The following is a 12,855-nucleotide window of genomic DNA, read 5'->3' on the forward strand; positions in this document are numbered from 1 at the left end:
AGTTAATGGCGCTTTTTACGCAACTAACTAAAGAGAAATCGTTTCAATCTTACATGACTACTTGGAATAAGTAAAGCACTGACATTGCATGCAAATCGTTCATCCATTACACTAAGGTAGAATTGAGGTGTCAAGAATGATTGTTTTACAGGTCAATCAACTATCGAAATCCTTTCTTGCAGATGAAATTTTAAGTGGTGTTAAATTAGAGGTACAACACCGCGACCGCATTGCCCTAGTAGGGCGCAACGGTGCAGGTAAATCTACGTTATTAAAAATCATCGCTGGTCAAATGTCCTATGATTCAGGCGATATTATTATTCCTAAAGGTATACAAATTGGCTATTTAGAGCAACATGCTGGATTAAATTCTACCTTAACCATTTGGGATGAAATGATGACTATTTTTGCAGCATTTCTCGCGCAGGAACAAACCCTCCGCTCCCTTGAACAACAAATGGCTGATCCGAATGTTTATGAGAATGCTACTATCTACGCAAAAATTATGTCTGAATACGATCAATTACAGCACACATTTAAGGATGCTGGTGGCTATCAATATGAGTCGGATATACGCTCTGTGCTTCATGGTATGCAGTTCTATCCTGAAGACTATAATAAGCCTATCAGCTCACTATCTGGTGGACAACGCACTCGTTTAGCACTGGCTAAGCTCTTATTGAGTAAACCAGACCTTTTAATTCTCGATGAGCCGACAAACCATTTAGATATTGAAACTCTCTCTTGGTTAGAATCCTATTTAAAAGGCTATGAAGGCGCTATTTTAATTGTTTCACATGATCGTTATTTCTTAGATCAGGTCGTTTCAATTGTCTATGAGGTTTCTCGTCATCGTGTCTCAAAATACACAGGCAACTATAGTGCTTATTTAGATGAAAAGGCTAAAAATTATGAGCGTGATTTGAAGCTATATGAGCGTCAGCAAGATGAGAAAGCGAAGCTTGAGGACTTTATTCAAAAAAATATTGCACGTGCCTCTACAACAAAAATGGCACAGAGCCGTCGGAAAATGCTAGAGCGAACAGAATGGATGGAATCGCCAGAGGGTGATGAAAAATCAGCTAGCTTTGGCTTCACGATTGAACGCCAAAGCGGTAATGATGTCTTATCTATTGATGATTTAACAATTGGGTACAGTCATCAAGCAATATCAAGTGGTATTACCCTACGTACGTTTCGTGAGGATCGTATAGCGCTAGTAGGGCCAAATGGCGTTGGTAAATCAACATTACTAAAAACAATTGTGAAGGATTTAGCCCCGATTTCAGGCAATGTTCGTTATGGCACGAATGTACAAATTGGCTACTATGATCAGGAGCAAGCAAAGCTCTCCAGCAATAAAAGTGTATTGAAAGAGCTATGGGATGAATGGCCATTGATGAATGAAAAAGATATACGCACTGTATTAGGACGTTTTCTTTTTAGTAGAGAGGATGTTGACAAAGCCGTCACCTCTTTATCTGGTGGTGAAAAGGCACGACTAGCACTTGCGAAATTAATGATGCAAAAGGCTAATTTTTTAATTCTCGATGAGCCGACAAACCATTTGGACTTAGACAGCAAAGAGGTATTGGAAAATGCATTAATTGACTATCCAGGAACGCTCCTTTTTGTATCGCATGACCGTTACTTCATTAATCGTATTGCCACAAAGGTAGTAGAGCTATCTGGATCGGGTTCCTTCGAATATTTAGGCGACTATGATTATTATTTGGAGAAAAAACAGGAGCTATTAGAGCTTGCACAAATAAAGGCAGCTACACAGCCGCAAGAAACGCAAGAAATAGCTGAAAAAGCCTCCACCTCTAAGATTGATAAAGAGGCTAAAAAACGCGAACGGCAAATTAGACGCGCCATTGAAGAATTAGAGGAAAAGATGCAAGTAACAACTGCTACTATTACACACTTAGAGGAAGCTCTTTGTGATCCCGCAATTTTCACAGACCATGAAAAAATTACGGAGCTTCAAGAGCAGCTAACAACTGCTAAAGAACAACATGAGTTGCTCGAATTAGAATGGCTAGAGTTAAATGAAGAGCTTGAAAATATTCATCTATAAAGCCGGCTAAGACCGAACTATCCACGGAATCTTTATTGTGTGGCCTAGTTCGGTTTTTCTTTACTCGTCATCATTTTTCATATATATTGGTCAAGTGCTATTTTTCGACAAAAAATGCCCACAATTTTATACACATCATAAATCTAGCTATATCAACATATCAACAGAGTTTTCCACATTGTCCACAGCTGAAAATTATTTTATCCACATTTCTTCCTGCAAAACCTACTACTATATATAGAATAATCACAAGTTATACACAAGTTATCAACATTTTGTGTATAAGTACGCCTGTTCGCTGTTTTATTTACCCTCATACCTGTGGATAATTTTCTGAAAAATTTGTCAATTAAAACACCTTCTCTCTTGCATTTATCAACAATTTTTTTAACATACAAAAAGAGGCGTCCTTAGAAAGACACCTCTTCTCTACACTAAACCCAGGATTTTAGCTCCATACCTGGACGTCCATTCATCATTAAGTTCCCACGAACACCTGCTTCATACATTGGCGTTGCTGCTGCGCCAATCATTGCTGCATTATCCGTGCATAATTTAAGCGGTGGTACAAAAAACGGAATACCTTCCTCTGCAAATACTGCCTCTAATGATGCACGCAGGCCTTTATTTGCCGCTACACCACCTGCTGCAATCACTTGTTTTACCTGATATGCTCGCGCAGCACGCAATGTTTTTGCTGTTACTACCTCTACAACACTGTCCTGAAAACCTTTAGCAACAGCAGTTGGAGAAATTTCTTCTCCTCTTTGATCCATGTTATGCTTATAATTAATCACCGCTGATTTTAAACCACTAAAGCTAAAATCATACGAATCTTCCTCCAGCCACACCCTTGGGAAAGTTACAGCCTCTTCCCCCTCATGAGCTAGCTGATCAATACGTGGCCCACCTGGATATGGCAAGTTTAAAACACGTGCAACCTTGTCGTAGGCTTCACCTGCTGCATCATCTCGCGTCTCACCGATCACTTCAAATGAACCATGCTCCTTCATATAAACAAGCTCTGTATGCCCACCTGATACAACAAGCGCTAATAATGGAAACGCCATTGGCTGAACAAGTGCATTGGCATAAATATGTCCTGCAATATGATGAACACCGACTATTGGTAAATTATGCGCAAATGCAAAAGCCTTCGCTGCATTAATACCAATCAATAATGCACCTACAAGCCCTGGTCCCTCTGTAACAGCAACTGCAGTTAAATCTGCTGGCTTTACATCTGCTTGTGCTAAAGCCTCCTCAATCACCATTGTTATTTGCTCAACATGATGACGTGACGCAATTTCAGGGACAACACCACCAAATCGCTTATGACTTTCTATCTGTGAAGCCACAACATTTGAAACAATTTCATAGCCATTTCGAATAATGGCTGCTGCAGTTTCATCACAGCTTGATTCTATTGCTAATATCATTGTATTTTTCATTATAACTTTACCCACATGACAAGGGCATCCTCCCCATTATCAGTATAATAGCCTTTTCGTATGCCACCATCTTGAAATTGCAGCTTGCGATAAAGATTTTGTGCAACCGTATTTGTTACACGCACCTCTAACGACATCATTTCCATTCCATGTAAACGAGCTATCTGCATTGCCTCCCGCATAAGTCTTTCACCAATACCTTTACCACGTGCCTGCTCCACCACAGCTACATTTGTAATTTGAGCTGCATCAATGACCATCCACATCCCACAAAAGCCAATAATGCTCCCATCTGCACCCTCAGCTAATACATAATGAGCATATGGATTCTCATGTACTTCATAATAAAAGGAATCTAATGTCCACGGCATAGGAAATGAAGCAAGCTCAATTTCATAGACTGCTGGAACATCATCAGAAACCATTTTACGATAAGTTACATTATTACTCATATGCCCGCTCCTTTTGTTCCTTCAACCAATTTGCTTCCGCCTCGGCAATGCGCTTATATTGCGGAACAAAGTGATGGGTAGCCTCTACACTTGGAAGCGTTACCTCCATTGCTAAACGAATAACTTCCGTCGCGTGTGGTAAATCATAGCTAAATGGCGCACGTACTGCAGTATCACCAAGTACAGTAACAATTTTCTCCCAAAATATATCAACATCTATTCCCACAAATAAAATAGGTGCTTCAAAAGTCTTTAAACGCTCTAATAGATCATCGATATGTGTATGATAATCCTCAACAATCGCTTCTAGTGCCATCCCTTGATAAATAGCTGTGTAAACATTACCTCTACGTGCATCAAAAATAGGACAAATCAGGCCATTATACAACGCAGCATTTGCAGCTAGTACCTTTAAACTAGAAATACCCACTAAAGGCTTTTGCAATGTCCATGCTAGCGTCTTAGCTAGCGTTACACCTATACGGACGCCTGTATAAGAACCTGGACCTTCAGATACTGCAATTGCATCTAGGTCGCTTGGTTTTAAGCCTACTCGCGTTAAAACTTCCTCAATTGCAGGCATAGCACCTGCTGAATGTGTTAATTTTATATTTTGTACCATCTCGGCAACCATCTTTCCATCCCTTACAACAGCAATAGAAAGTGGTGTATTTGCTGTTTCTATTCCTAACCAAATCATTTTATTAGCTCCTCACATAGTGCCTCATAGCGTTTCCCATGGGGTATTAATACAAAGCGTCGTTCATCATGCTCTCCGATTCGGTAAATCTCTATTGCTAAACGCTCCTGTGGCAAATCTGGCTCAATTAAATGAGCCCACTCTACCACTGACACTGCATCACCATAGAATAGCTCATCCCATCCCAAATCCTCATCGCTTTCTGCTAAACGATAAACATCTAAATGATTGAAGGGTAGACGTCCCTCATACTGCTTTATAATTGTAAATGTCGGACTGTTTACTGTTCTTGTAACACCCAGCCCCTTTGCTAATGCTTTTGTAAATGTTGTCTTGCCAGCACCTAAATCACCTTCTAATGTAATCGTGTCTTGTGCCTGCAATAAATTTGCCAACTTTAATGCAAACTGTTCTGTATCATCCTGTGAATGCATGTTTTTTTCGTATATCATCTTATATTCCTCTCTTAGCTACCTTACGTCTAGTTTACCGAAACAACCCGTAATATTCAAAGTATCTAATAATTTTTTAACGTTAGGAGACAAAAAAATAGAGCTAATAAATAGCTCCATCAACAGTTTCACAAAATATAGCCGCTAGAACTGTCGATATGGCTGTTATTAGCTCCGTCTATAAAATATCGATCCATGTTTTAATAGCGGTCCCTAATATTAAAATAGCTAAAATCATTTGTAACACCTTCGTATTAAGCTTACTGCTTATTTTTGCTCCTAATGGGGCAGCAATAATACTGGCAATAATCATCACCGCTGCAGGTCCATAATCCACTTGACCTGTTGCTATCTTACCAATCGTACCTCCTATCGAGGAAATAAAAGTAACAGCTAAGCTTGTCGCAATCGTCATGCGTGTTGGAATATGCAATACAGTCAGCATGATTGGGACTAATAAAAACCCTCCTGCTGCACCAACAATACCCGAGCCGATGCCCACAAGTAATGCTAATCCTGCTGCTAATGGCTTATGAAATGTCACCTCTTCCATCGGTTTATCATCCACCTGCTTTTTAGGGATAAACATCATAATCGCAGCAATTAAAGCTAATAAGCCATACACTAAATTCACACTTTTTTCCGATAACATGCTTGAGCCTAAGCTACCGATTAAACTACCAATTAAGATCGCTGATCCCATATAAAGAATTAATGCTTTATTGAGAAGACCGCCCTTTCGATAAGCCCAAACACCTGCTATCGAGGCAAAAAATACTTGCACCGCACTAATTCCAGAAACCTCATGCGCACTAAATGCAGCTAAGCCAAATAAGGGTGGAATATAAAGCAGCATAGGATATTTAATAATAGAACCACCTACACCAACCATGCCAGATACAAACGACCCAATAAATCCAATCAAAAAAATAACAATGATGAAGGCAAAATCCATCATGCCCACCTTCTTTCAATTACTTTTCACGATTATAGGGAATGATAGTAATCACGAAGAAATATACTTATTCGTAATCGCATATTGTACTAATTCCGCTTTTGTCTTTATATTTAATTTTTGCATAATATTTGATTTATGATTTTCAACCGTTTTAATACTAATAAAGAGTTTATGACCAATTTCAATATTTGAATAACCTAAGACAGTTAAACGTAAAATATCCTGTTCCCTCGTTGATAAAATATCTATATTTTTTTTACCCTTCTTTTTAAATAACTTCTCCATCTGCTCTCTTGGTAAGCCTACCTCATAGTACAGTTTCCCTAAAAACACACTATTAATCGCTTCAATAATTTCTCCGCCTTTACTATTTTTTAGAATATAGCCATCTGCTCCTACTTCCCTCGCTTTTTGTATATAGGCAATTTCATTATGCATGGTTAGCATCACTATTTTTACATCAGGTAAGCCTTTTTTCAGCTCCTTGGTTACAGTAAATCCATCCATACCATTTGGAATCGAAATATCCATAAGAATAACCTGTGGCTGTAGTTGATAGGCTAGTTGCATTGCTTCTTCTCCATCACTTGCTTCTCCAACAACGACTATTTTTGGTTGATTTTCTACTAATAATGCAATGCCTTTTCGAATGAGGATATGATCATCTACTAGTAATACCTTAATCATTTTTTGGCCTCCAGCGAGGAATAACAATTTCTATCGTTGTTCCTCTTGCTAAATTAGATATTATTTTACATGTACCACCTAATTGATCTACACGTTCCTCTATATGCTTTAACCCCAAGCCTTCACTTTGAATACTATTTCTATCAAAACCTATGCCATTGTCTTTAATAGTCATATAAACATGTGTATTATCTTTGATAAGATCAATGACAACCAGTGTCGCTTGTGCATATTTTGTAATATTATGTAAAGCCTCTTGTATGATTCTATATAAATTGATTTCTACTGCTGGATCACATCGGCCTAACCCCTGCGTTTTCATCTGTATTTCTAAATTAGGCACTTTTCTTTGTATTAAATCGATTAAGTATCGAATTGTTGGCTCTAATCCTAGTTGATCTAAACTTTGTGGGCGAAGCTGATATGCATAGTTTTTTACGTCATTCATTACCTTTTGTAATTCCTCACGCACCTCATCAATATAATCAATTAATTTGTCATTTTGCTGTACAAAGGATTCAATTGCCTGCAATGCTAACGATACCGAAAATAATGACTGCCCTACTCCATCGTGCAGCTCTTGGGCAAGGCGTTTATGCTCTTCCTCTTTTGCTTCAATCAATGCTCGAATCATTTTTTTATTGATAGCGGCCTCTCTTACTTGTTTATGTGTTTCATGATCTCGTAGCACAAGCATATATTCCGTTTGGCTTGTTTCCTTATTTACATAAATAGCCGCAACACTCATCTCAACATCGATTTTATTTCCCTGATATGTTGGCATTTTGGAGAGTAGCCCTAAAACATCCTTATTAGCAATGAGGTAGCAGCTAGGCTTATGATGTGTTCCTGCTTGCTCTGTACAATAGGAGCAATATGGTACAAAGCCTCCCTTATGCCAGCCTGTTAGATTTTGACCAGCTGGATTAATCATAATAATTTCACGGTTTTCCTTCATAATGATAATGCCATCTTTCATATGGTGATATATTTGCTTTAAATATTCGTTCTCGCTATTTGATTGCATAGATTTCCCTCCCTTCGAGCACATACATTTAAAATTATGTTATTTAGATCATAACGTAGAAAAAACGAAGAAAATAGTTTTGAATAGATTAGCCCCAGGTATATACAGTGAAATAAACTAGCTTCCACCTCTATAGATGGAAGCCCTGTTAAATGGTAATCCTACACTTCTACTGCTATTTCTTTCACCCATTGACCATAGCCACCTGCTAAATTCACTAGCTCATCAAAGCCATTCGCCTTTAAAATACTTGCTGCTATCGCAGAACGTCCACCTGCTTGGCATTGCACAACTAGCTTTTTGCTTGGTATCTCATCTAAACGATTTTTTAATGTACCAAGCATAATATGAACAGCACCCTCAATATGCCCTTCATTATATTCTGTTAGATTTCGAACATCTATTATTGCTATATCCTCATTTTCCAGCATCTCTTTCGCTTCTTGAGGTGTCACATTTTCATATGTTTCTAGTTCATTCGCTTGCTCTAATACTTGTGATATATCTGCATAGCCCACAACATTATCAATACCAATTGAACGCAACGCCACTAACATATCATCTAATTGCTGAGGATCTCCTAATAAATAGAGAGGCTGCTCGTAATCGACAATCCATCCCATCCAATTTGTAAAGGCTGTATTGTAAGGAACATTGATGGTTCCCTTGATAAATCCTTGTGAAAAGCTTGCTGTGCTTCGTGTATCAACTACTAGCTTCCCATCAGCAATCAAATTATTTATATCCTCTAGCTGTGTAATTTGAATTACTTGTGGTAAATTTTTAATGAGCTCAATACCAATTTTATTCACCCGTTTCATCACTGCAAAATAATAGGGTGGTTCTGGTTGACCATCTAATAATGCTTTTATAAATGGAGCCTCTTGGTCAAATTGCATTGCCCAGTTAAATTGTTTTTCATAGCCAACTGTTGTCGACGGTACAGCACCTAAAGCCTTTCCACATGCACTACCTGCACCATGAGCTGGCCATACTTGTAAATAATCAGGTAACTGCTTGAAACGCTCGATAGACTGATACATTACCTTTGCCCCAGCATCGGCAGTTCCTACCATCCCCGCGGCTTTTTCCAATAAATCTGGACGTCCAATATCCCCAGCAAATACGAAATCTCCTGTAAAAATACCGATTGGCTTATCTGCTGCAGCTCCATCCGTTAATAAAAATGAGATAGATTCAGGTGTATGTCCTGGTGTATACATAACTTCAAACGTTAATCGTCCTAATTCAAATTTATCACCATCTTTTAAAAGCTGATGAGATATTCCGTCCAAATTTTGATACTTCCAATTTTCATCGCCTTCATCTGATATATACATCGTTGCTCCAAAGCGATCTGCCAATTCCCGGGAGCCTGTCACAAAATCAGCATGAATATGTGTTTCTAATGCACCTGTAATATTCATATTTTCCTTTTTTGCCACATCAATATAAGGCTGAATATTACGCATTGGATCAACAATAAAGGCTTCCCCTTTTTGTTGACATCCTACCATATAAGAAGCATGGGCTAATTTCTCATCATAAAAATATCGTAATAACATGTTTTTCTCTCCCTCACTATTATTTTTTTAATACAAGCAATGTCGCTTGTATGTATTTCAACATTTGCTGTACAGATGGGTCTTTCAACCAATTTATAATTGTAAATAGTTTAACAGGCTCTTTTTGGGCTTCAGCCTGCGCTTGAATTTCCTTCAGCAAGGATACTTTCGACAATACAGGTTCTGCATACGCCTTCAAGCTATTTGTCGCCACCTCTAATGTGTGCTCATCTTTTAGAACAGCCAATATAAAATCGGTTATATCCTCTAGTTGCTCTAGCAGCTGAACAAGCTTTGGTAATTTTTCTAGTAATTTAATAAGAGTCTCTAAAGTTTCGAAATCTATATTGTAGCTTCTCACCAGTTCATCATATTGTTGAATTGCCTGCTGATCGGTTAAAACAGCCTGTCCAAACTCAATAACATTTCCTAATGTTTCTAAGTTTTTCTGGTAAGTAGGTAGATTGGCTAATAAAGCCGCAATAGCCTGTTGTGTTTCAGGTTGTTGCAACTGCATTTGTATCGGATTTGTTTCCATTGTTTCCATTCATAAACACTCCTCTACATCGTGCCTTTTAACATGCCATCCCAGTACATAATGGGCAGTAAGTCTTTTTTCATCATATACATACTTGTTCTTTCCACAGCTTGATTAAACGGCATTGATTCTACAGGCTCTTTCGTATAATCAAATTCTGCTAAAATCAATTTATTATAGCCCGTTACAATCGGACAAGATGAATAACCATCGTATTTACTCTGCACCGTTTGTCGGCGCATAATCGCTAAGATATTTTCGGCTACCACGGGGGCTTGTTTGCGTATAGCGGCTCCTGTTTTAGAGGTCGGTAAGTTAGCATTATCACCAAGTCCAAAAACATTCACATATTTTTTATGTTGCAATGTATACATATCCACGTCTACCCAACCATTGCTGTCTGCCAGCGCACTTTGTGCAATAAATGCCGGTGCACCCATATATGGTGCAACATGAATCATGTCATATTTTATTTCACTGATTTCGCCCGTATCTAAATTTTCGAAAACAGCTATTTTGTGATCTGCCTTAATTTCGATTAAATTACTACGAAAGCGGGCATCGATTTGCTTTTTTTCGATTACTTCTTCTAATGCTGTTCGATATTTTACAACATCAAAAATCGCTGGATTAGCCGAACCAAAGATAATATCAATATTTTTACGGATACCCATTTTTCTGAAGTAATCCTCAGCTAGATACATAATCTTTTGTGGAGCCCCACCACATTTAACTGGGGAATTTGGATGCGTAAACAGGGCTGTACCACCTTTAAAGTTACGAATCGTTTCCCATGTGTAATCTACATGCTCGAATGAGTAGTTACTACATACACTTCTTGTTCCTAATGCTTCTTTTAATCCCTTAATGGCTGACCAATTTATTTCAATACCACTTGCCACAACTAAAAACTCATAATTCAATGTAACATCATCATCTAAAACAATTTGACTTTGCTCCGGATGAAAATATTTCACAGCATTTTGTAACCAAATCGCCCCTTCAGGAATAAGAGAAGCCATATCTCTTTCTGAGTCTTCTTTTTTAGAAGCACCTCCACCTACTAATGTCCAAAGAGGCTGATAATAATGTTTTGTTGCTGGATCAATAATAACAATCTCATTCTCTAAACCTTTGGATTTTCTAAGAAGACGGGCTGCCACCGATATACCTGCTGTACCTCCGCCAACAATAACAACTTTGAAAAAATTTCTCATCGTGTTACCTTCCTCCCTTTAAGTTCAAGAACCTTATATCATCATCTTAATGAATTTATGTTGTCAAAAATATAGGGGATTCCCCCTAAAATTATCCGAATTTTTTAACTATTAAATCTAATATGGAATGCGATAGGATATTGAGGTGTTTTTTAAGACAACTAAATCACTATTACGTCTTCAAAAAGAATTTCAAGGAATGTCATATGATTTACTCATTAGCCACACAACCATCGTATTTTCCAGATACATCGTCTTATCGTGGCAGAACCGATGCGATACCGATCAAAGGACATTAGGTGGCATCTTCTATGAACTATGCGATGAAGTAAACGAACTTGATTGGGCTGTGGCTTTACATCAATTAATCGAGCTTCTTGAAGATACCCTAAAAAAGTCAAATAAAACTATTCAAAAATTAATTAAAAGTCAACTTCAGCAATGGATTGATGGTTTGCCTAACTATATCAAGGCTTATTTATCTATTTCAGTCTGCGAAGTTTGAGTTAGTTAACTAATAATACTATTACTTTTTCAACTATATAAATTTCTTTAAATTTTCTTTGGAAAAGTTGAAATGGTAAAATAATGTTAGTTATGAAAATTTTGAATACTTCAGGAGGTTTTAAGGTAAAAAATAAAGTTTGGGTTTTTGACCTTTCTTTAATTGTTGTTGTGGCTATTGCAGTTCTTATCCTTTTTAACAGGAATGAGATTATAAAATTGAAAGATATTTTTGTAGATGATGTTGATGTTTCGAATGTAAGCAGAATTAATATTATTAGAAGTTCAGACAACAAAGAAATTATTCTGAAGGGAAAACAGGCGGAAGAATTTTTAGATACCCTTTTAAACACAGAATTGAAGCAAACAAAGGTAAGTGATAAAACAATTAAAGAGTCATTTTGGATTACGACTTTCAGAGAGAACAATGTAGCAGCGTTAGGGGTAAGAATGGATAAGAATCTCCTTGTCGATGCCTATAGCTATAAAGGAAGTAAGAATAATTCAAAATATTTTAAAGCAGAAAATGGTTCAGTTTTTGATAAGACAGAAAAATTGTTTGAGTAAAAAAGAGGCTGGGACAAAAGTGTTTCAGCCAACAAAAACCGAACTATCCACTGAAATTCTCCTGAAGTTTTTCTCAATAGTTCGGTTTTTCTAGTTATCATGTTTTATTAATTTAGAGATTGTTCGTCTTTATGAAGATCTCAGTTAGTTATGTCCCAGCCTCTTTTTTATTATTCGAATGGGATTCAACCAGCGCTAGTTTTCACTCGGACAAGTACTCCTTTACCCGTAATGAAACGAATTCTATCTTTAGCATCAAGTGTATACTCGATGAACGGAAGTTTCAGTTCAACATGAATATACTTAGGGTTGTTTTTAAGGAAATCTCGTGTTTTTCCTAATTTCCGTTTTTCACCATAGAATCTAATTGAGCTTTAGCGTTACCTACTAAACCAGAAATAACGCCTGTAACACCTACTGCCATACCAACTGGCGTACTTGTGACAAATGCTAATCCTAAAACAGTTGCGACTGGGCCTAAAGCTGTAATCAACGAATTAGTTTCTAACTTTACAAGTCCTTTTTCATAAATAACTTGTTGAGCTGTCATTACTTTTTCAACTTCTGCATAAACTCAGTGTAATGCTTCCCATATACTCTCTTGAAGCTGTGATTTTTGCCATTTTAAATTCCTCCATGTTTTGTTTTTTGTCTTAC

At 37.5% G+C, this 12,855-nt stretch carries 13 protein-coding genes and 1 pseudogene; 3 read left to right on the forward strand and 11 right to left on the reverse strand.

Going from position 1 to position 12,855, the window contains the following annotated elements; translation table 11 throughout:
- The first annotated feature begins 136 nt into the window (after positions 1-136).
- On the forward strand, positions 137-2,080 hold the full coding sequence (locus MHB44_RS20475) for an ABC-F family ATP-binding cassette domain-containing protein (protein WP_341303016.1): 1,944 nt from the start codon (positions 137-139) through the stop codon (positions 2,078-2,080).
- A gap of 434 nt (positions 2,081-2,514) precedes the next feature.
- On the opposite strand, the gene tsaD is transcribed toward MHB44_RS20475, so the two are convergent.
- The 10 genes from tsaD to MHB44_RS20525 all read right to left on the reverse strand — a co-directional run bounded on the left by tsaD (position 2,515) and on the right by MHB44_RS20525 (position 11,127).
- Positions 2,515-3,531 carry a tRNA (adenosine(37)-N6)-threonylcarbamoyltransferase complex transferase subunit TsaD gene (gene tsaD / locus MHB44_RS20480; protein WP_341303017.1) on the reverse strand — a complete coding sequence of 339 codons (1,017 nt, stop codon included), beginning with the start codon at positions 3,529-3,531 and terminating at the stop codon, positions 2,515-2,517.
- Positions 3,531-3,983 carry a ribosomal protein S18-alanine N-acetyltransferase gene (gene rimI, locus MHB44_RS20485; protein ID WP_341300652.1) on the reverse strand — a complete coding sequence of 151 codons (453 nt, stop codon included), beginning with the start codon at positions 3,981-3,983 and terminating at the stop codon, positions 3,531-3,533. Before rimI ends, tsaD begins: the two co-directional genes overlap by 1 nt.
- Positions 3,976-4,683 carry a tRNA (adenosine(37)-N6)-threonylcarbamoyltransferase complex dimerization subunit type 1 TsaB gene (tsaB, locus tag MHB44_RS20490; protein WP_341300653.1) on the reverse strand — a complete coding sequence of 236 codons (708 nt, stop codon included), beginning with the start codon at positions 4,681-4,683 and terminating at the stop codon, positions 3,976-3,978. Before tsaB ends, rimI begins: the two co-directional genes overlap by 8 nt.
- Positions 4,680-5,135 (reverse strand): tRNA (adenosine(37)-N6)-threonylcarbamoyltransferase complex ATPase subunit type 1 TsaE, encoded by a 456-nt coding sequence (tsaE, locus tag MHB44_RS20495; RefSeq protein ID WP_341300654.1) that lies wholly within the window; start codon positions 5,133-5,135, stop codon positions 4,680-4,682. The genes tsaB and tsaE overlap by 4 nt, the downstream gene beginning before the upstream one ends.
- A gap of 178 nt (positions 5,136-5,313) precedes the next feature.
- Positions 5,314-6,090 (reverse strand): sulfite exporter TauE/SafE family protein, encoded by a 777-nt coding sequence (locus tag MHB44_RS20500; RefSeq protein ID WP_341303018.1) that lies wholly within the window; start codon positions 6,088-6,090, stop codon positions 5,314-5,316.
- Between the two features lie 51 nt (positions 6,091-6,141).
- Complete coding sequence (locus tag MHB44_RS20505; protein ID WP_341300655.1) at positions 6,142-6,780, reverse strand: response regulator transcription factor; 639 nt, start codon at positions 6,778-6,780, stop codon at positions 6,142-6,144.
- Positions 6,773-7,807, reverse strand: a complete 1,035-nt coding sequence (locus MHB44_RS20510) for a histidine kinase (RefSeq protein ID WP_341300656.1) — start codon at positions 7,805-7,807, stop codon at positions 6,773-6,775. The genes MHB44_RS20505 and MHB44_RS20510 overlap by 8 nt, the downstream gene beginning before the upstream one ends.
- Positions 7,808-7,968: 161 nt before the next feature.
- Entirely contained in the window at positions 7,969-9,372 is a 1,404-nt protein-coding gene (locus MHB44_RS20515; protein ID WP_341300657.1) for an MBL fold metallo-hydrolase, read from the reverse strand.
- Between the two features lie 19 nt (positions 9,373-9,391).
- Positions 9,392-9,919 carry a hypothetical protein gene (locus MHB44_RS20520; protein ID WP_341300658.1) on the reverse strand — a complete coding sequence of 176 codons (528 nt, stop codon included), beginning with the start codon at positions 9,917-9,919 and terminating at the stop codon, positions 9,392-9,394.
- A 14-nt stretch (positions 9,920-9,933) separates the two neighbouring features.
- The gene (locus MHB44_RS20525) at positions 9,934-11,127 is read right to left on the reverse strand and encodes an FAD/NAD(P)-binding oxidoreductase (RefSeq protein ID WP_341300659.1); all 1,194 of its coding nucleotides are present in this window, start codon (positions 11,125-11,127) and stop codon (positions 9,934-9,936) included.
- Positions 11,128-11,248: 121 nt separating this feature from the next.
- On the opposite strand from MHB44_RS20525, the pseudogene MHB44_RS20530 reads away from it, so the two are divergent.
- Together MHB44_RS20530 and MHB44_RS20535 are read left to right on the forward strand one after the other, a co-directional pair.
- A pseudogene (locus MHB44_RS20530) lies at positions 11,249-11,632 on the forward strand (IS4 family transposase); the annotation flags it as partial.
- A gap of 83 nt (positions 11,633-11,715) precedes the next feature.
- The gene (locus MHB44_RS20535; RefSeq protein WP_341300660.1) at positions 11,716-12,198 is read left to right on the forward strand and encodes a hypothetical protein; all 483 of its coding nucleotides are present in this window, start codon (positions 11,716-11,718) and stop codon (positions 12,196-12,198) included.
- Between the two features lie 337 nt (positions 12,199-12,535).
- On the opposite strand, the gene MHB44_RS20540 is transcribed toward MHB44_RS20535, so the two are convergent.
- The gene (locus tag MHB44_RS20540) at positions 12,536-12,748 is read right to left on the reverse strand and encodes a hypothetical protein (protein WP_341300661.1); all 213 of its coding nucleotides are present in this window, start codon (positions 12,746-12,748) and stop codon (positions 12,536-12,538) included.
- Positions 12,749-12,855: the final 107 nt, after the last annotated feature.

Source organism: Lysinibacillus sp. FSL H8-0500 (assembly GCF_038051955.1).
GTDB lineage: Bacteria > Bacillota > Bacilli > Bacillales_A > Planococcaceae > Lysinibacillus > Lysinibacillus macroides.